Annotated in this window: 19 protein-coding genes; all 19 read right to left on the bottom strand. The window is 34.4% G+C overall.

Features of this window, described 5'->3' with window-relative positions:
• Positions 1–44: 44 nt before the first annotated feature.
• The 19 genes from J9537_RS09985 to J9537_RS10075 all read right to left on the bottom strand — a co-directional run bounded on the left by J9537_RS09985 (position 45) and on the right by J9537_RS10075 (position 19,054).
• Complete coding sequence (locus tag J9537_RS09985; protein ID WP_218256056.1) at positions 45–977, bottom strand: glycosyltransferase family 2 protein; 933 nt, start codon at positions 975–977, stop codon at positions 45–47.
• An 11-nt stretch (positions 978–988) separates the two neighbouring features.
• Entirely contained in the window at positions 989–1,282 is a 294-nt protein-coding gene (locus J9537_RS09990) for a HesB/YadR/YfhF family protein (protein ID WP_218256058.1), read from the bottom strand.
• Between the two features lie 12 nt (positions 1,283–1,294).
• Positions 1,295–1,960, bottom strand: coding sequence for a potassium channel family protein (locus J9537_RS09995; RefSeq protein WP_028020455.1), 666 nt, complete (start codon positions 1,958–1,960; stop codon positions 1,295–1,297).
• A gap of 104 nt (positions 1,961–2,064) precedes the next feature.
• Positions 2,065–2,697: a response regulator transcription factor gene (locus J9537_RS10000; protein WP_010745977.1), complete on the bottom strand. Its 633-nt coding sequence runs from the start codon at positions 2,695–2,697 to the stop codon at positions 2,065–2,067.
• A gap of 33 nt (positions 2,698–2,730) precedes the next feature.
• Positions 2,731–3,828 carry a sensor histidine kinase gene (locus tag J9537_RS10005; RefSeq protein WP_010745976.1) on the bottom strand — a complete coding sequence of 366 codons (1,098 nt, stop codon included), beginning with the start codon at positions 3,826–3,828 and terminating at the stop codon, positions 2,731–2,733.
• Complete coding sequence (liaF, locus tag J9537_RS10010) at positions 3,825–4,547, bottom strand: cell wall-active antibiotics response protein LiaF (RefSeq protein ID WP_010745975.1); 723 nt, start codon at positions 4,545–4,547, stop codon at positions 3,825–3,827. Before liaF ends, J9537_RS10005 begins: the two co-directional genes overlap by 4 nt.
• A 137-nt stretch (positions 4,548–4,684) precedes the next feature.
• Positions 4,685–5,164, bottom strand: a complete 480-nt coding sequence (gene greA, locus J9537_RS10015; protein ID WP_010745974.1) for a transcription elongation factor GreA — start codon at positions 5,162–5,164, stop codon at positions 4,685–4,687.
• Between the two features lie 95 nt (positions 5,165–5,259).
• The gene (gene mltG / locus J9537_RS10020; RefSeq protein WP_218257363.1) at positions 5,260–6,402 is read right to left on the bottom strand and encodes an endolytic transglycosylase MltG; all 1,143 of its coding nucleotides are present in this window, start codon (positions 6,400–6,402) and stop codon (positions 5,260–5,262) included.
• A gap of 688 nt (positions 6,403–7,090) precedes the next feature.
• On the bottom strand, positions 7,091–8,041 hold the full coding sequence (locus J9537_RS10025) for a glycosyltransferase family 2 protein (protein ID WP_010745972.1): 951 nt from the start codon (positions 8,039–8,041) through the stop codon (positions 7,091–7,093).
• A gap of 67 nt (positions 8,042–8,108) precedes the next feature.
• The gene (locus tag J9537_RS10030) at positions 8,109–9,062 is read right to left on the bottom strand and encodes an NAD-dependent epimerase/dehydratase family protein (RefSeq protein WP_010745971.1); all 954 of its coding nucleotides are present in this window, start codon (positions 9,060–9,062) and stop codon (positions 8,109–8,111) included.
• Between the two features lie 13 nt (positions 9,063–9,075).
• Positions 9,076–10,521 carry an oligosaccharide flippase family protein gene (locus J9537_RS10035; RefSeq protein ID WP_010745970.1) on the bottom strand — a complete coding sequence of 482 codons (1,446 nt, stop codon included), beginning with the start codon at positions 10,519–10,521 and terminating at the stop codon, positions 9,076–9,078.
• Position 10,522: 1 nt separating this feature from the next.
• Complete coding sequence (locus J9537_RS10040; protein ID WP_010745969.1) at positions 10,523–11,404, bottom strand: capsular polysaccharide synthesis protein; 882 nt, start codon at positions 11,402–11,404, stop codon at positions 10,523–10,525.
• A 26-nt stretch (positions 11,405–11,430) separates the two neighbouring features.
• Positions 11,431–12,627 carry a CDP-glycerol glycerophosphotransferase family protein gene (locus J9537_RS10045; protein ID WP_218256060.1) on the bottom strand — a complete coding sequence of 399 codons (1,197 nt, stop codon included), beginning with the start codon at positions 12,625–12,627 and terminating at the stop codon, positions 11,431–11,433.
• Between the two features lie 15 nt (positions 12,628–12,642).
• Positions 12,643–14,076, bottom strand: coding sequence for an O-antigen ligase family protein (locus J9537_RS10050; RefSeq protein WP_010745967.1), 1,434 nt, complete (start codon positions 14,074–14,076; stop codon positions 12,643–12,645).
• The gene (locus tag J9537_RS10055) at positions 14,073–15,128 is read right to left on the bottom strand and encodes an NAD-dependent epimerase/dehydratase family protein (protein ID WP_010745966.1); all 1,056 of its coding nucleotides are present in this window, start codon (positions 15,126–15,128) and stop codon (positions 14,073–14,075) included. Before J9537_RS10055 ends, J9537_RS10050 begins: the two co-directional genes overlap by 4 nt.
• 14 nt (positions 15,129–15,142) lie before the next feature.
• Positions 15,143–15,844 carry an IspD/TarI family cytidylyltransferase gene (locus J9537_RS10060; protein ID WP_010745965.1) on the bottom strand — a complete coding sequence of 234 codons (702 nt, stop codon included), beginning with the start codon at positions 15,842–15,844 and terminating at the stop codon, positions 15,143–15,145.
• Positions 15,845–15,859: 15 nt separating this feature from the next.
• Complete coding sequence (locus J9537_RS10065) at positions 15,860–16,849, bottom strand: glycosyltransferase family 2 protein (RefSeq protein ID WP_028020459.1); 990 nt, start codon at positions 16,847–16,849, stop codon at positions 15,860–15,862.
• Positions 16,827–17,651 carry a glycosyltransferase gene (locus J9537_RS10070; RefSeq protein ID WP_010745963.1) on the bottom strand — a complete coding sequence of 275 codons (825 nt, stop codon included), beginning with the start codon at positions 17,649–17,651 and terminating at the stop codon, positions 16,827–16,829. Before J9537_RS10070 ends, J9537_RS10065 begins: the two co-directional genes overlap by 23 nt.
• A gap of 14 nt (positions 17,652–17,665) precedes the next feature.
• Entirely contained in the window at positions 17,666–19,054 is a 1,389-nt protein-coding gene (locus J9537_RS10075) for a sugar transferase (protein WP_010745962.1), read from the bottom strand.
• Between the last annotated feature and the right edge of the window lie 168 nt (positions 19,055–19,222).

The raw sequence follows: 19,222 nt of genomic DNA on the forward strand, positions 1-19,222 counted from the left end.
GAAGCTGAGACTAATACCTGCTTTTGCTGTGTTCTGAGTTAGGCTTACTGCTCCAACTTTTTTTCAGTCTCTTTAACAATATAAACCGGCCGTTTTTTCGTCTCCATAAAAATCTTCCCGATATACTTGCCAATAATACCGATACAAAGTAGCTGAACCCCACCGATGAATAAAATAATCGTCACCAATGAAGGCCAACCAGAAGTTGGATCACCAAAAATTAATGCACGTACTATGATAAAGAGCATTGCAATCACAGCAGCCACACAAGAAAATGCTCCAACAAAAGACGCTATATTTAATGGTGCATCAGAAAAATTAACTATCCCATCAATTGAATAGTTAAATAGTTTCCAAAATGACCAAGAAGTCTCTCCCACTGCACGTTCGCGGTTTTCGAAAGAGATATATTCCGTTTTGAAGCCTACCCAGCTAAATAATCCTTTTGAGAAACGGTTATATTCAGTAAGTTCAAGAATCGCATCCACCATCTGACGAGTCATCAATCGATAGTCTCGAGCACCATCTACCATTTCAGTATCACTTATCCGATTTATTAGTTGATAGAATTTTTTTGCGAAGAAACTTCTAATAGGCGGCTCTCCTTTTCGATCTGCTCGTCTTGTGCCTACACAGTCTATGTCTGTTGTCTCAATCATTTCAACCATTTGCGGTAATAATTCCGGAGGATCTTGTAAATCCACATCCATTACTGTAACTAAATCTCCCTTAGACGCTTGCAGTCCGGCGTATAAAGCAGCCTCTTTCCCAAAGTTTCTCGAAAAAGAAATGTAGCGAACAGTTTTATGCTTTCGGGCTAATTCTCGAAGAACCTCTAGCGTTCCATCCTTCGAACCATCGTTAATAAAAATATATTCAAAATCATGAGCTATTTTTTTTTTCGTTTTTTCCATTTCTGCAAAAAAAAGAGGAATAGCCTCCTCTTCATTAAAGCAAGGAACAATTACTGATATCATTCGAGTCACTCCTAAACTTGATTAAAATCGTACTTAGGTTCATCTAGTTCAGAATCGTAATCCACTACTAAATTGTATCCCTTGAAAAACCATTCATCTGATTCTTCGATGTAGAAAAGTTGATCGGCTACCTTAGTTTCTACAAGTGGACTTTCTGGAATATCCACGGACATCCCAACAGAAAAACCATCATGAACCTGTGTTTTTCCATATACTTTTCCATAGAATTTAATACCTTGGCCTTCTGCTAATTCAAGTTCTCGTTTGAACCATTCTTGCGCTTGAGGCGTTATCGTTAATTTCATGCTGAAACCCACCTATCCATTCATTTTCTCATCTAAATAATCCACATCTTCATCTCGTCCAATTACTACTAAGTGATCATTTTTCTGTACGACCTCTTCAGCAGGGGGTGTTACGATTGGATCTTGATTATCCCGTCGAATCGCTACGACATTCAAACCAAATCGTTGACGAAAATCGAGTTCATCCAATGTTTTTCCATAAAACTTGCGATTGGTCACATTGATTTCCGCTAAGGAAAATTCATCTGAAAGTTCAAGATAATCTAAAATATTCTTTGAAACTAGATTGTGTGCAATTCGTTGGCCCATATCTCGTTCAGGATGAACAACCCGATCTGCACCGATTTTCTCCAGCACACGAGCATGATACTCATTTTGAGCTTTTGCCAAAATATTAGGCACACCCATTTCCTTGACCATTAAGGTTACCAAAATACTCGCTTGGATATCCTCACCGATCGCCACGATCACATGATCAAAATTTCGGATACCAAGAGAACGAAGCGTCATCTCATCTTGTGCGTTCGCAACTACCGCATGGGTCGCGATATTCATATACTCATTTACTCGGTCTTCACTGCTATCAATAGCCAAAACTTCTTGACCCGATTCAACCAATGTGCGACAAATACTTCCGCCAAATCTTCCTAAACCAATAATGACAAAACTTTGTTTCATGCTTTCTCCTTAACTATTCGAAAATTTTTATTTGATCGATGCTCGTTAAAACTTACATGTCTTAGTATAACAAAGAGCGGGTCAATAAAACAGAGAATGACTCTCTATTTTATCAACCCGTGTTTAAAGGCATAGATCGCAGCTTGTGTGCGATCTTCAACTTCTAATTTTGCTAAAATATTGGAAACATGTGTCTTCACTGTTTTCAACGTAATGAATAATTCATCCGCAATTTCTTGATTACTCATCCCTTGTGCAATCAGTAATAGAATTTCCTGTTCACGGTTTGTCAACTCTTCGTGGAGAACATGACGATTACGATTAGATAGTTGTTCCATCATTTTGGTGGTTACTTCAGGCTCTAAAACGCGTTCGCCATTATAGGTCTTACGGATAGCATTGGCGATTTCATGAGCTGTCGACGTTTTAAGCAAATACCCAGATGCTCCAGCTTCGATAGCTGGATAGACCTTTTCATCATCAATAAAACTAGTTACAATCAAAATCTTGGCTTCGGGCCAATCTTTCAATATTTTCTTCGTTGACTCGATGCCGTCCATTACTTCCATGACCAAGTCCATCAAAATCACATCAGGTCGAAGGTCCATCGCCTTTTCATAGCCTTCCTCGCCGTTTTCAGCTTCCCCTACCACTTCGACATCTGATTGGATCGATAGGTAAGAAGAAACGCCTAATCGAACCATTTCATGATCATCAACTAATAATACTCGTATCATCCTTTGCCTCCTAATTCCTATTAATGTATTCTTCTACTCTGCTTGATTTTCTAATGACTTATCCGCTACAGCACTTGTATCAGCGACCACAGGAACCTTGATCTCGATGCTTGTTCCTTGTCCTTTAAAACTAATGATCTTCGTTGAACCACCGACACCGGCGATACGTTCACGTATATTACGAAGACCGTAGCTACCTGCATGCTCATCTTTTGATTCAAAGCCAACACCATCATCTATTACGCGCAACAAAATGTTCTGCCCGACTATTTTTAAATATACTTCGAGTTCATTCGCTTTTGCATGGCGTAGTGTATTGGAAAGTAATTCTTGTACCACTCGAAATAATTGATCTTCAATGCTAGCAGAAACACAAATATCCTGTACATCCCATTTTAACTGAATTTGAATTTTTGTCTGCAGCTCTTTTAATAATTGCTCGATTCCTTGTCGTAAACTTTTTCCTTCTAAACTAATCGGACGCAAATGCAGCAACAACGCACGCATTTCTGATTGAGCCGCATTGATAATATCCGCAACCATCGCTAATTGCTTCTTATAGGGCTCTAATTCTTCAGAATGTTGCGACTGTTCATTTAACGCGGACATCATCATCATAGCCGCAAACAGCTGCTGAGAGACCGAATCATGCAGCTCTCGTGCTAAGCGATGACGTTCCTCTTCTAAAATCTTTTCCTTGGTCGTTCCGTCTACCATTTGTGGCTGACTACTTAATTGCTGCAACTCTCGTGACATGCTGACCAGCTTCTCTTTGATTCGCTTGATATCATGATCCACTAAAAGCATTTCTTTATTTTGTGAGATAGCCACATCTAATGAAGGCTGATCGTAATTACCTGATGCAAGACTTTGTAATTTCCCTTCAATTTTCCCAAGTTGACGTTTTTCTATAAAGGTGACTAAAAAGTAGACCACCGCACTTACGGTCAAAGCGATCACAATTATGTGTACAAACAAGGGAATATAGAAAATTCGTGCAATAAACAATTGTGCAAACAATTGCTTTTTCCCAATAGCGTACATATACAAAAAGAGAGTCGTGAGAATCAGTAAAAAGGAAATCAGGCCAGAATACAAGGAAACTTGTAAACGGGAATATTTTCCCATCATACGCGAATCACCTCGACATCCCCCACTAAGGTATTCGTGATGACTTTTAATCTGCGGGGACTTTCATCATAATCTTCGCTATACATTTTTATCGTTTCATTGCGCAATACTTGCGTCTCTTCATCAAATTCAACCTTGCCATATAGAGTCGCATGTTCAAAAAGAATGCCAATCCCATAAGGCACCAGAATGCGTGTTCGACCAAAGCCTTTACGGACAATCACGATACTGTCCTCTTTTGGCAATAAGGTATTTCCTAAATCAACAATGGTGTCGCCAGCTAGGATCGCCACATTGATGTCGTCCCATTCAAAGACCTGTGTACCAATTCGATCATTGCCAATCCAGCTTTGTTTTTTTCGTTCTCCATTGTGGCTAGTCGGATCCGTCGTCTCAACCATCACAATACTTTTCTTATTCTTCAGAGAATGATTCGGTATTGAAATACCTGCAATTTCAAAGCCCTTCAAACCAAGGAATATGACAGCAAAAATCAACATCAACCAAGTCGCGGGACTATTTACTAGACAGATGATCAGAATCACTGAGCCTAAGATCAATTGGAATTTACTTCGGCGATGTTTGCGCAATGCCCAATATATATTCAGTACTCCGAAGAGTAACATGATCAACATCGCAGGATTTGAAGATAGTTGCCATAATAAGAAAATTGCAAGTAAGGCTTCAATTACAATGAAAAAGCGCCATGGACTTTTCATTTTATCTTTCCTCCCAACTTTTATTTATACCTTATTCTACTTTTTTTACACTCGGAATACTATCGGTCTAAGGTCGCAACCTCTTTCACATCCGAACATAAAAGAAAAGAGGCGACAAGCGCCTCTTTCATGCATTTCTAGTTTTGTTTCACATTTGTGATCTTAACTTCCATGTTTCCGCCCGGTGTCGCAATCGTCACAACGTCTCCAACACTTTTACCAATCAGCGCTTGAGCAATTGGTGAGTCATTTGAGATTTTTCCAGTTAACGGATCTGCTTCCGCTTTTCCGACAATCGTGTACTCTTCTTCTTCATCATCGGGCAGTTCTACAAAAGTCACTGTTTTTCCGATTGATATCTCGTCAGAATCTACATTCTCGTTATCAATGATTTGTGCGAAACGGATCATATTTTCTAAAGTGCTGATACGGCCTTCAACAAAGGCTTGTTCGTCCTTCGCAGATTCGTACTCAGAGTTTTCTGATAGATCGCCAAAGCTACGGGCGATCTTAATTCGTTCAATGATTTCTCCACGTTTTACTGTTTTCAATTCTTCTAATTCCTGCTCTAGCTTTTCTTTTCCTTCTAGAGTCATCGGATATGTTTTTTCTACCATTTTTCTTCTCCTTCAATCAACTAAATTACGAAAGGTAATCTTTTATAGATTTAATCCACAAAAGATTACCACGTAATTACTGTATTGTAAATTGTTTATTTCTCTTTATTGACATATTTTTCGACTAATTCCATATGCTCTTCATACGTCTTCGCATAATAGACTTTTCCTGTTGAAATGTCTGCAACAAAGTAATAGTAATCATTCTTTGTTGGATCAAGGACTGCTTGAATTGCTTCTTGACTCGGGTTATCGAACGGTCCAGGTCCATAACCAGTATTCGTATAAAGGTTATACGGCGAATCTACTTCTGTATCCTTGATAGTTACAACTTCTTTGTGTTCACCTAACGCATAAAGAATGGAAATATCTGACTGTAAAGGCATTTGAGCTTCGATCCGATTAAAGAAGACCTGTGCAATCTTCTTACGATCAGACTGCGTAACTCCTTCTTTTTCAACTAGTGAAGCTAAGGTCATTACTTCTTGGACATTTAACCCTTTTTCCTTAATTTGACTATAATAAGGCGTCAGGATTTGATTGGTTGTATCAACCATTTGCGTCACTAAGTCTTCCAGACTCCTGTTTTTATGCACATTATAAGTCGCAGGGAATAGATACCCTTCTAGACGATAACGAACATCCTTGGCATTACCAGCATCTGTTAGTAAGTCTGGATACTGTGCCTTCAACTGATCAAAGAATTTCTCATCCTTCATTACCTTGATAAAATCTTCTTTCTTGAAGTCGGTCTTCTTCGCAACTAAACTTGCGATTTTATCAACATCATAGCCTTCAGGAACTGTTAATTTAGAAGCGTCATCCAATGGTTCAGCACTTCCACCTTGCTGCAGCTCTTTACTAATTTGATCCAAAGTCATATTTGGTGAAAATTGATAATACCCTGCTTGGAAATTGGTCAAATTTTTGAATTTCGTGTAAAAGTTGAAGACCATCCCATCTCGAATGACGTCACCATCTTCTAATATATCCCCGATTTGACGGTTAGAAGACCCGCTAGGAACTTCTACTTGGACTAATTTTTTATCATTTTTATCTAGTGGCTTCAATCCAGCGCTCACGTAATTGTATCCTGAGATTGCTAGAATGCCCGCGACGATCAAAATACCAATCGTCAATATATATACTATCTTTCGGACGACTCGATCCTCTTTGCGACGTTCTGCTCGTTTCAAGTTGCTCTCCTCACTTAAATCCCCATCAAATTCCTCATCCATTTGACGTAATTCTTCAAATTTCTCGCCAATTCGCTGGAAAATTGATGGTTCTTCTTCCACATGCTCATTCGTAAGAAATTCTTTTTCACTTTCTGCTTTCGGTTCCTTTTTTGATGGAACTGCTGCCACAGATTTTCTTGAATCGTTAGAATGCGTGGTTGATTTTTTATTCTGAATTTTAGAAGATTTCTTTTCTTCTTCAATAGCTTTCTTTTTCTCAGCCTTAATTCGTTTGTTTTCTTTTCGTTCTTCAGACTTTGAAATAGAATCACTATCCGAAACCTTTTTTTTCGGAACCGCTTCTGTTTTTGGCTCTTTTGGTGACTCCTCTTTTTTTATTTCCTTTTCAGATGATTCAGACTTCTGCTCAGAGGCGGTTGTATCCTTCTTATCTCGTCTATTACCAAATAAACGCTCATAGGACGAAGCCAAATCGTCATCGTCGTTTGCATCTTTTTTTACTTTCGAAGATTCCGGTCTCGTGTGCGTTTTCTTTGTTGCGTCAGCTTCACGATTTTTTCGACCTTCTTCTAAAGCCCGCATAATCTGCTCTTTAAAAGATCCTTCTTCTGAGTGTTGGTTTTGATCCTCAGACAAAAACAACTCCTCCTTACTTCATGTCATAACTTAAACCATTATACATGAAATGAAAGAGGAGTGAAATGTAAAATTTATTTAGTTAAGGAAATTATATTTTTTTCTTATGAAGATCTTCTTCGTATAATCGATACAAGTTTAACTCATATTCTTTTTTTGTATTTGTTACAACCGTGTCTAAGATCAATCCGGTAATTAACAACAGTAAAGAAAACACCATTAATCCTGTCGCTAAAACCGAAGACGGAATCTTCGTGATAAAACCAGTGCGGATAAATTCATTAATCACTGGCACTCCAAAAACAAGTCCGAACAAAAAGAAAATTAAACTAAATACCGAGAAAAACAATAAGGGTTTGTAATCTTTGAACATCTTTAATATCGTCAATAGAACCTTCATTCCATCTGAATAGGTATCTAATTTGGATTCACTGCCTTCTGGTCTGTCACGATAATCAATCGGTATTTCCACTAACTTAAAACGTTTATCTAACGCATGAATGGTAAATTCTGTTTCAATTTGAAAACCAGAACTCATTACTGGAAAACTTTTTACAAACATCCGATTAAAACCACGATACCCAGTCATCACATCTTTAATGTTTGCCTGGTACAAACGATTGATCGAATTCTTTACTAAATTATTCCCAAAATCATGGAAAGCTCGTTTATTCTCATTAAAATATGTGCCATTTGATAAACGATCCCCAATGACCATATCTGCTCTTTCCTCTCTCAAAGCTGTAATCAGCTCTTGAGCGTACTCAGCCGGATACGTGTCATCACCATCCACCATTAAATAGTAGTCAGCTTCTATATCAAAAAACATTTGGCGAATAACATTCCCCTTGCCTTGCCGCGGTTCTTTTTTAACAATGGCTCCTTCATTCAAAGCTATCTCATACGTATTATCCGTAGAATTATTGTCATAGACATAAATATCCGCTTCAGGTAATTCCCTTTGAAAATCATTGATCACCTTCTTTATCGTAAGTGATTCATTATAGCAAGGGATGAGGATGGCTATTTTTTCATTGTTCATGTTTACTCTCCTAACTTCACAACTATCTACCATAATACCAAAAAAAAGTCGGATATGCTCCGACTTTTTAAATCAATTCTTCTGAAACTAAATATTTTTTCATACCTTCTTGAACACTAAAATTAGGATTATATCCTAAACCCTTTAGTCTAGAGATATCAGCAACTGAATCCTTAATATCGCCGTCCCTTTCAGATTCATGTTTCAGTGCCAACTTAATGCCTAATGTTTCATCTATGACCTCAATCAACTCATTCAATGTAATCGCGTTTCCTGTACCAACGTTAAATTGCTTCCCAAGAGACTCTTCTTTGCTCGCCACAAGTAACAGAGCTTGGATTACATCCTCAATGAACACAAAATCTCGAGATTGCGAACCATCACCAAATAATGTGAAGTGTGTATCCTCACCCTTTTGAATTTTCTTATAGCGATCAACCAAAATTGAAATGACACCACTGTAAGGAGATTCTGGATTCTGATTTGGTCCATATACATTAAAAAAGCGCACCGCACTCGTCTTAACACCATAAAGATGGTTATAGTCCAGCACATATTGTTCCGCAGCAAATTTGTCTACCGCGTAAGGAGTCAAAGGTCGAATAACGGATTCCTCATGCTTAGGTAATGTAGGTTCATCTCCGTAAACTGCTGCCGATGAACTGAAAACCAGTCGCTTCAAATCTTTTTGATATTTTCTAATTAGTTCTAACAACATCAAAACACTCTCAAAGTTAATTTGATGCGTTTCAACTGGGCGTTCAACTGAATCCGCTACACTTGCAATTGCTGCCAAATGAAAAATGTAATCAAATTGATTGCTTGAAAAAATATCTTCCATTAATTTTTTATCAGTAACGGAACCTTTGATAAAATTGAGATTTGAATTGTCATCTAAGTTTTCTTGTTTTCCCATAGACAAATCATCAACTACGATTACTGAATTTTCCTTAGATAAATGATTTGCTAAAGTTGAGCCGATGAAGCCGGCGCCACCTGTAATTAGATAGTTATACGCCATATAATATCCTCTCCTATCTCACTTTTTTCATAATCCATTCTCTGGAACTTCGAATAATATCATTTTTCGAGTATCTAAAGTAAATTAATGTTATGAGTAAATAGAGAATAACGCCAATCCCTATTTTGACTAAAAGTCTAACAAATATTGATAATCCTCCCAAAGTCAAACTGTTTAGAATAACCATCATTACTATTCCAGATATAAAAAATACAATAAATGGACTAATGAATATTTTAAACGATATTTCTTTTCGAGCAGCAAAAATTTGGTAAACTGCAAGAACACTTTCAGATAGAAAGGTTGCGATAGTCGCCCCAAGTAATCCCAATGGCTTAACCAGCAATAAGTTCACTACAATACTAGTCAATGCTCCGAGTAGTACTGATACCACAAATGGTCTATCTTTAGATTGTGGTATCAGGTATTGAGTTCTAATAACATTTCCTAAAGCATAAAAAGGAAGATATAAAGCCAAACCATTTAGTACCAAAATGCTTGCATTAAAATCTTTTCCATAAAACAATGGTACAAAGTCTTTTGAAACTCCCAATATCCCAAAAGCAAAAGCTATGGAAAGAAATAAAGCAAAAATTACAGAGTAATTAAGATATTTAGTCGCTTCTGCCTTTGAGTCTTTTCTCTCATAAATCGCAGACATTTGAGGCAACATTACTGTTCCTAATGCAGCAATTATACCTTTAGGCATTGATAAAACTTGGCTACCTGCATTGTAAAAACCGACATCTTTTATGCTGCTTAAATTCCCTAAAAATACTGAGGTAAAACTAGTATAAATAGTTGCTGAAACAATAGGAATAAACAGAATTGCTGATGGCTTAAAGTGTTTTGTCACTTCAGATAGCTTAATTCTTTTATAAAAAATATAGTTTTTAACTTGAAACCAAGTGATTATAAATCCTGCAATCGCACTACCATTCATGATTAAGGTATATAGCCAAAGATCATTTTGGTTTTTTACAAGCAGGAAAATAAAAATCAATGTTGATAGCTTGACTAAAATATTTCTAACAATGACGATATTAAATTGCTGTATTCCATAGAAAAACCAATTAATATCTAGCATATAGCTAACAATAAGAAACACTTGTAGCAAAGCAATTTCTTGATATTGTTGAGCAAAATTAAAAACATAAACTAGATAAAGAAGTATACAAACTATTCCACTAAATAATTGTATCCCAAAAATTTCAAAAAAAAGTATACTTCGTCTTTCAATATCTTCTCCAACTTTGGCAATAGATCGATTTCCGTAATGGTCAACACCTAGTTTAACTACTAAAGCAAAATAAATTGCAATTGAATAAGTATAATTATAAATTCCAATCTTTTCTGCGCCCAGAATACGGGCAATATATGGCATTGTCAACAACGGAAAAATAATTGAAAAGACTTGATAAAATGCATTTGAGAAAAAGTTTTTGGCAATATTTTTCATGCTATACCTCATCTCCTAAATCCACAACCGTTTTTACAAGAAAATGACTATACGTTCCTGGATTATATCGAACGTCTTTATAAGTTAGCTTATGAATATTTGTCAACTTACACAAATTCGAAAATTCATTTTCTTCATACTTCTCATTTAATCGAAATTGAAGGAGATGAGAATTGCCATTGGTTTGTCGAGGGACATTTTCCCACTCATTTGGAAAACTTCTAATTACCATGCTAAAAAAAAGATGAAAAAGATAGTAGTTAATTAAAACATTATGCTCTTTCCAGTATTCTAATAACAATCTTCTTGTTTCAGTGATAATGGGATTGTTCTTTTTGGAAGATATAAACCAACTTGAGATTAAGATTGGAGCTTCTTTACTATCGTTAAAAGTTGTTCTGAATGCAAATAAATCTGCTTCATTGATATAATCTTCTATGGGAGCAGTTAGAAAAACTGTTGCATCAATCCAAACTCCTCCAAAACTAGTTAATAGATCCGCACGAACAATATCAGAAAATTGCGCATTAGAAATTATTCCTTGCTTCCATTTAGTTAGAATATAATCTGGTAAATTGATAAAATTATCAAGATTATTTTCATCTAAAAAAATAATTTCTTTCCCTTTACAGTTTTTTTTAACAGAGTTTAGACATGCACGAACTACTTCTGGCGATTGTTCAATACCCTGTAACCAACAAATCCAGATATAATTACTAGTATTCATTTCTTCTTTTTTGTACTGTGGTTCGTATCTCTTACTTAAATACTTGTATGCGTTAAATGCTCGCCTATCTGCATCCAAAGATTTGGAATATTTAATTCTCGGCCGATACACTATTGCTCCAAGATGCAATTTCTCAATTAGTTTCAGTAGTTCCATTATTTTCAAACCTATCTTATAAAATTTTAATTACTCATTTCTATAATAATTCGATCGCCTAGTTCTTTACTGGCTTCGCCTGATTCAAAAACTTCATATTCCTGATTAAATTTTTCAATTGAAGTAGAATAATCAAATTCGTTAAAGGTTTCTATTTGATTAACAAGTTGATTCATGCTTTTTGAAACTGGAAATGGTAAATTATCTAATTCTAATACTAATCCACGATTTTCCATATATTTCTCATAGTCATAAGCATATAAAAAGCACTTCTTTTTTGAGATTAACATTTCACCAAAAATAGATGAATAATCCGTAATTAATATTTCTAATGCGCAAAGTAATTCTTGAGTATCAGGATAGTCATTGGCATTTATAATGTAATCCACACTTGTTAATTCATGAATTAACGCAGCGTGTCTCAGAATATCATTGGGATGTAACCTCAAGAGTATAACTATTTCAAACTTAAATTTAGCTTCAATGTTCTCCTTAAGCTTTTTAAGACTTTTTGAATCAATCTCAAGACTACCATCTTCTCTAAAAGTAGGAGCATAAAGCAAAATTTTTTTATTTTTGTCAATTCCATAATACATATATACTTTTTCAATTGTTGAAACATCATTTTTTACAATAATATCGTTCTTGGGTATGCCATTTCTGTAAAACTCTCCAGAGTACCAAAACGTATACTGTAAATTTTTAAATAATTTTGAATGTTCGAAGACTAAGAGGTCACACATTTTAGAATCTTTTTTTGCTACTCTAACATATCTTTTGCTAAGAGCTTGCTCAATATCGTGTTCAATTCGTTTTAGTCCAAACCCAGCATGCCAAGTTTGAAGATAGAATTGACTCTTTCGTTTTCTAGGGTAAAAGTTTTTCCGACAATTATCGATCCAAATTTTCGCGGTATGTAATTCTAACAAGGCTTTCAAAGAATTGTTCTTAATTAAACGAATTTCATTTGGAAACTCACTATGCTTATTTTGTATAATCTCTGGTTTGCAAAGCCAGACTATATCTAAATCAGAATAATTTTTTAACAAATAGTCAACAATATATTTTGGATTTTCTCCATATGCCTTACCCCAAAAATTTGAAACAACTATTTTATTCTTTTTAACAGGAAAAAAGAGAAGAAGTGGATAACACAAATAGAATATGGAATAATCGATGATTCTAAGAAAAACTACTCTAACTATCTTTAGTTTCGATCTCAAAAAAACACTTCTTTCTTAAGCAACACTATGTTTAGAATTTTTTTTAGGAAAATATTGATAAACCAATTGCCCTAATAATAACCAGAAAAGAAACGCTCCAATTTTATTCACTAAAATAATCTCGGACGACAAAATTGCATTAATACTAATTGCTGCAATGATTAAAACATCATAAAAATAAACTGTCTTATATAGATTTTTATCTAAAAAAACGGCTTTTATGGCTATAAAAGCTTTGTTTAAATAGAAAGAAAAGAAGGTGATAAATCCAATAGCTCCCGTGCCAGCAAGCGTATGAACAACAAAACTATGAAGAGATAAACCTGTTTTTGCAACATATGTTTCCGGCAGAAAAGCTTTCGCATAACTCACTATACCTTCACGCGATGGACCAACACCAAACAAGATATTTTGCTTAAACATTAAAAATCCTGCTTTCCAAATGCCAAAACGACCATTGGATAGATCATCAGAATCAGATACATCATTCCTAGTCAAATTAACTGGCTTTTCTTTTTTGAGAATATTGACATTGTTATTCTCAGTTCTCATTTTTAAGCTTTCAATAAAATCCGGAATCAATGTAAGCCCCTGTTTAAGCACATTCAGAATAAAGAAAATAATACCAGTTAATATAGTAGAAACAATCAAACTTATTAACAAACTAAAAGGCACAGATTTCCCCTTTTTAACTAAGTATTGGTTTAATAAAGTAAAACCAGCAATAAATACAATTGCTAAAGTCTCCACTAACCCGGTCCTTGAACCAGACAATAGAATGAAACTAAGGCAGAAAAAGCTATTAATATAAAGAAAAATACGTAAAAGTCTGCTTTTAATTTGCTTTTGGAATAAAAACATAAAAGAGAATATTATTGATACCAAACAAATCGTGGACGCAAAGTTTGGGTCAGAAAAAACACCAAATAATCTATTTTCAAGAAATCCAAGTCTTAACGGATGAAATCTATTTGGCAATTTTACACTATACTGCATTTGAAAAACGAACATTACATTTGAAATGGTTACCATTACAAACCAAATCGAGATTAGAAGCTTAGCAAACGTTTCTACTATAATTTCAGAATATTTCCTATTGTGACTAAACTCATATATTACAAGCAAGTATATACTTTCATTTAATAGTATTTTGATGTTTGACCCAATACTATAACGATAATTTAGTAAACTCGAAATTCCCATGATAATTAAAAATAAGAATAGGAGAATATTGTAAGAAAATTTCTTTGTTTTAATCATCTGAATTAAATCATACAGAATGAAAAGTACTCCAATTATACCTGCTGGTACAACCAGAATCGTATTCAAAATTTTCGGTATAAAATCGTACGGTCCAAATTCCTTCAAAATCAGTATCGTTCCAAAATAAAGAACATAAAAAGAACGAAATCGTTCGAAGTATGAGTGAATTTTTATATCTGCAATCATGAAAAAAGCTCCTCTTTCAATATCTCAATTGTCTTTTCTAAAGATTCTTCAAATTCAAATTTCGGTGTCCAACCAAGATTTTTTATTTTTGTATCATCCAATAATGCCAAAGTAGCTGTTGAAAATCCTTTTTTTTCAATTTCATCTGGCAAATCAAATACGACTTTCGTCTTCGAGTAATTTGCAATACTCTCTGCAAATTGTTTTAGTGTTACATCGCTATTTAGTCCTTTAATATTATATGCTTCGCCCTTAACACCTTTGCTTATCAATGCTAATAGAGCAGAAACGACATCTCCAACATAACTATAGGAAAATAATTGGTCTCCTTTACTTTTTAGGATGACATTCTGTTTATTTACCCCATTAAAAATAAATTGAGTGGAGGCTTTCGAATCATCTTTAGAAACAGTTGGTCCAAACACTCGGCTTATACGGGCAATAACGATATCTAAATCATATTTAGATATATAGGCCTGGCATAAAGCCTCACTAGTTCTTTTGGCTTCACTATAACCAGCTCTTAAAGTGTTGCAGTCAATATACCCCATGTAACTTTCATCGAAATATTTGACATCATGCCTATTCTCACCATAAATTTCCACACTAGAAAAGAAAATGGTTTTTTCAACTTTTTTCTCACGAGCAAATTCTAAAATATTCTGGGTACCAATAATATTTGTAGTAATCGTTCCTATTGGATCTGTTGCATAAGCCTTAGGGTGAGTATTACTGGCAGCCTGCAGGATATAATCACATTCTAAATCATTAGGAATTTTTTTGTTAATATCAATTTCTACTATATTAAAATAAGCATCTTCAATGTAACTAGGAAAAATCTTTAATAATTTATCTCTGCTTCTGCCAACACCGATTACAGTATTTTCTAACCCGTATATCTTATTAGCATGCATTAACACATCAATAAAAAAGCGTCCAATTAATCCAGATGCTCCCAAAATTAAAAAACGTTTATTTTTGACATTTAAACTAGCTAAATCTTTAGAGATTGTTGAAATATCATCCATGTATAATCTGTTGGATTGAAGCAAAACTTGTTCATCTCCTAATCATTCATTTTAAGATAAGCTTTAAACAGCTCTAGATCGTCTGTTGTAGTTAACTTAATATTTTTGTCTGACCCTGCAGCAAAATAAAGCGTTTCACCTAATTCAACCATCATCGTGTTAGTGTAAGAAGAATCAGTCATACCGATTTTTTCTTCCACAGCTCTATTATAGGAAGCTAACAATTTATCATATTTATAAGCCTGTGGTGTTGAAACTCTTCTAATAGTATTTCTATCAATGTAAGATGTTGTCGTTTCTTCAGTATCTTTGATAAAAATTTGTTCATTATACGGCAAAGAAGTTACGGCATTTCCATATTCCTGACATTTAACGATTACGTCAGACAATACTATTTCGTCAACTAAAGGTCGAATACCATCGTGTATGATGATCGTATCATCATTTTCAGAATAGTCTTTTAAAAATTGAACACCTTTATTTATAGACTCTTGTCCTATACTTCCTCCCTCAATAATCCATTCAACTTTTTTTAGTCCAAATTCTTTTATATATCCCTTGAGAGTCTCTTCCCAACCAGATTTACAAACTACTAAAATTCTATCTACTAACGGGTGATGTTCAAAAGATTCCAACGTATAAATAATAATCGGCTTATTATTTATCATAATGAATTGTTTAGGTATAGATTGGCCCATTCGTTTTCCTACTCCACCAGCGATAATTACTGCAGTTATCATATAATTCAGCTCCTATTATTTTTTTATAATTCGTTTATATAAAACGGAATACAAATTTGAATTAAGTAGGTACAAATATAATGCAATCCTTTTAGCAAAGGAAACTTCCCTATTACCTTTGACTTCTTTCAGCAAGCTTTTGATTTCCATTTTCGAAATGTCGTAGTATTTTTTTCTCTCAGGATTTTCTCTTTTGGTAAGACCAATTTTGAATCCTGTAGATAAGTAGCCATCTATTAATCTCGCATTAGCCAAGTCTAAATATTGTGGAAACTCAATTTTTATACTTTTTAAAAGAATTTTCCTTTGTGTAACATTATCATATTGTTTAGGATTAAAATCCTGATAAACAATGCTACTACTATTCTGAAAATAAAATATTCCTGCAAAATCTAGAATATCAATAGTTTTAGCTGCTTTAAAAGCATGATAAACTGGCACCATATCTTCATACAATTTTCCTTCAGGGAACTCGATACCATCAAAAATAGCTTTTTTAAAAACTTTATTCCATGCATAGAAATCCACTGCTTTGCTCTTGAAGAGCAATTTGATAGCTTCAGTATTGTTACAGCGTGCCTGTTTTTTCTCAATTAATTCAATAGATTCCTCTTCTGTCTTACCTTTTTTTAAGCCAAAACATATGATGTCCGGATCATTTTTTTGGAAATCTTTCATTACTTTATCAATACATCCAGGTAGATAATAATCATCACTATCTAAAAATGCTATAAGGTTACCAGTAGCTTTTTTCAACCCAAAGTTTCTCGCAGAAGACAATCCACCATTTTCCTTATGATAACAGTATATCTTATCTGATTTCTTCGATAATCCCTTACAAATCACTCCACTATTATCAGTGGATCCGTCATCAATTAGCAATACTTCTATATTTTTGTATTTATTTTCAAACAAACTTTGAACAGCTCTTTCAATAGTAGTTTCAACATTATAAACTGGAACCACTATTGAAAGCTTCATTTTATTTTCTGAGTTTTCTTTCATATACTTGTCCCCTGATTTTATTGGGCAGAAGGCTCACAATAATATGAGCAGAGCAAGAAACTAAATAATCTGTCAATGACCCTAATCCAGAACGATAAATAGCTTTTCGTCCCTTTAAACCATTAACAAAATAATTCTTACCACCTCTACGCGCATACATATCTTCACCAGTCCTTGCATATACGAGTGATTCTTGTATATTTTTTCCTTTGAAACCTGCTCTTAACAGCCTTACCCAAAGGTAATAATCTTCAAATCCCATCATTGGTTGATAATTTCCAACTTCTAAAACTGCATCTTTTTTAAACATAACAGTCATATGATTAAAAGGATTACGTCTTTTTGAAAAATCTCGAATTTTTTCATTCGTTTCTGGTACTATTCTTCTACCAACAATGCTTTCAGGAGAGTCATAAAATTCATCTATATTAGATCCAACAATTGTTAACTCAGGATCATTACTAAATTCTGAATACTGTTTTTCAATCCTATCTGGAAGCATAATATCATCGGTGTCCATTCGAGCAATCAAGTCAAACTTACAGACTTCAACACCTATAGCCAAAGCCTTTCCTAATCCAACATTAGTATCCAATGGAACAACCTTTAACACTTCTAAATTACTTTTCTTGAAATCAATGATTACATTTTGTAGTTCGGTTGTGATGGGACCATCTAAAATTAAAACAATCTCTTTTACCTTGACAGTTTGATCAAGAGCACTTTTCAGTGACTGCCTAAAGTATTCAGGTTTTTCCTTTATATATACAGACATCAGTAAACTAACATCAGCACTTCGCAAAAAGAACACTCCTTCTATTTATAGATTTTCTCTTCTGGAAAATCTATTTTATCTAACGATGTACATACCTCTTCTTCTAAACCTTGTGAAGATACTTTATCAAAGAGGATCTTAATAGTTTGAAGCAATATTTTTAAATCTAGCATAAAAGAATATTTTTTAATGTACAGCAAATCGAATTTCAACTTACTATTATAGTCAGAGGCATATTTCCCGTAAACTTGAGCATACCCAGTGATTCCAGCACGAACATTGTGTCGCAAGTAATAGTAAGGATTTTCCTCATTGAACTGTGTAACAAAGAAAGGTCGCTCAGGACGCGGGCCAATGATCGACATATCTCCTTTTAGAACATTGATCAATTGTGGCAGCTCATCAAAACGAACAGCACGAATGAATTTACCAACAGGTGTTACCCGTGCATCATTGCTTTTCGCCAAAACAGGTCCAGATTTGGACTCAGCAGTTGCACTCATTGAGCGAAATTTATAGATGGGAAATTCTTTCTGATCTTGTGTGATTCTAATCTGTTTATAAATGATTGGCCCTGGAGAAGTTGCTTTCACCAAAATAGCAGTAATCAACATAAAAGGCGAAGCAATCACTAACAAAATCACCGATACAACAATATCGAAAAGACGTTTCAACATGGCATCTTCTGATGGAATTCTAAAGCCCGAAGATTCAATAATACTTTCATCTTCGAAGTTCATAATATTGGGATTGATAGTTACCAAATTCTCAAAAGTGGTATTTAAGAAGAGTTTCTTTTCCGCCTTAGTAACTAACTGGTAAACTTTTATCTTTTCAGATTCTTCGATTTCTGATGCTAAATAGACAATATCCACATCATCAATGATTTTACTCAAATTATCAGAAAAGCGATCCAATACGACAGACTGTACCTTATGTTTATTATTTTTTTGTGAGCTAAAATTCTGAATTGCTGGTGCAACGTCTTTTTCAAAACCAAGAATCGTTACCTTTTTATCTGAACTCAATCTCATATAAGCTTTATAAATAATTGTTCGATAGATAATCAATAAAATTGTTCCTAATAAAAAAGAAATTAGGATAACTGTCCTTGGAAAAGCAAACCATCGTCCAGCGAAAGTAATAATCATAACACCCAAAGACATTAAAAATTGCCCAATAACTGTAACAAAAATAATATCACTGACTATTCTGTTATAAAAAACATAGGTCCCGAGCAAGACATTCAATATGATGAAGAAAACTGAAATAAATAATGCAGAACTCTCAAAGGTTTGAAAGTTTCTTATTGGGATGACCCCGTCAAACTTTAGCCAAAAACTAAAATAGACAGAGAGGTTATAAACGATCACATCCATCAAAATAATAAAAATTCGACGGGCGGCGCTCCATTCGCCACTTTTATTCATACAAACACTCCTAATCCACGAAATAATCCATTACACATCTTACCATATAGCCAAAAAAAAGAGTAGCTTTCCTAAGAAAAGTAATGAAAAAGAAAAGAACAAAAAGGCGATCAAATTTATCTATTCGATCACCTCTATCAAGATAGTATTACTAATTAAAGAAAAATA

The sequence above is a fragment of the Enterococcus raffinosus genome, from assembly GCF_019175485.1.
Lineage (GTDB): Bacteria > Bacillota > Bacilli > Lactobacillales > Enterococcaceae > Enterococcus_A > Enterococcus_A raffinosus.

What these genes read in the sequence shown, in the direction of transcription:
- J9537_RS09985 (WP_218256056.1), bottom strand. Translation starts at nt 977, where the DNA reads ATGATATCAGTAATTGTTCCTTGCTTTAATGAAGAGGAGGCTATTCCT.
- J9537_RS09990 (WP_218256058.1), bottom strand. Translation starts at nt 1,282, where the DNA reads ATGAAATTAACGATAACGCCTCAAGCGCAAGAATGGTTCAAACGAGAA.
- J9537_RS09995 (WP_028020455.1), bottom strand. Translation starts at nt 1,960, where the DNA reads ATGAAACAAAGTTTTGTCATTATTGGTTTAGGAAGATTTGGCGGAAGT.
- J9537_RS10000 (WP_010745977.1), bottom strand. Translation starts at nt 2,697, where the DNA reads ATGATACGAGTATTATTAGTTGATGATCATGAAATGGTTCGATTAGGC.
- J9537_RS10005 (WP_010745976.1), bottom strand. Translation starts at nt 3,828, where the DNA reads ATGATGGGAAAATATTCCCGTTTACAAGTTTCCTTGTATTCTGGCCTG.
- liaF (WP_010745975.1), bottom strand. Translation starts at nt 4,547, where the DNA reads ATGAAAAGTCCATGGCGCTTTTTCATTGTAATTGAAGCCTTACTTGCA.
- greA (WP_010745974.1), bottom strand. Translation starts at nt 5,164, where the DNA reads ATGGTAGAAAAAACATATCCGATGACTCTAGAAGGAAAAGAAAAGCTA.
- mltG (WP_218257363.1), bottom strand. Translation starts at nt 6,402, where the DNA reads ATGGATGAGGAATTTGATGGGGATTTAAGTGAGGAGAGCAACTTGAAA.
- J9537_RS10025 (WP_010745972.1), bottom strand. Translation starts at nt 8,041, where the DNA reads ATGAACAATGAAAAAATAGCCATCCTCATCCCTTGCTATAATGAATCA.
- J9537_RS10030 (WP_010745971.1), bottom strand. Translation starts at nt 9,062, where the DNA reads ATGGCGTATAACTATCTAATTACAGGTGGCGCCGGCTTCATCGGCTCA.
- J9537_RS10035 (WP_010745970.1), bottom strand. Translation starts at nt 10,521, where the DNA reads ATGAAAAATATTGCCAAAAACTTTTTCTCAAATGCATTTTATCAAGTC.
- J9537_RS10040 (WP_010745969.1), bottom strand. Translation starts at nt 11,404, where the DNA reads ATGGAACTACTGAAACTAATTGAGAAATTGCATCTTGGAGCAATAGTG.
- J9537_RS10050 (WP_010745967.1), bottom strand. Translation starts at nt 14,076, where the DNA reads ATGATTGCAGATATAAAAATTCACTCATACTTCGAACGATTTCGTTCT.
- J9537_RS10060 (WP_010745965.1), bottom strand. Translation starts at nt 15,844, where the DNA reads ATGATAACTGCAGTAATTATCGCTGGTGGAGTAGGAAAACGAATGGGC.
- J9537_RS10065 (WP_028020459.1), bottom strand. Translation starts at nt 16,849, where the DNA reads ATGAAAGAAAACTCAGAAAATAAAATGAAGCTTTCAATAGTGGTTCCA.
- J9537_RS10075 (WP_010745962.1), bottom strand. Translation starts at nt 19,054, where the DNA reads ATGAATAAAAGTGGCGAATGGAGCGCCGCCCGTCGAATTTTTATTATT.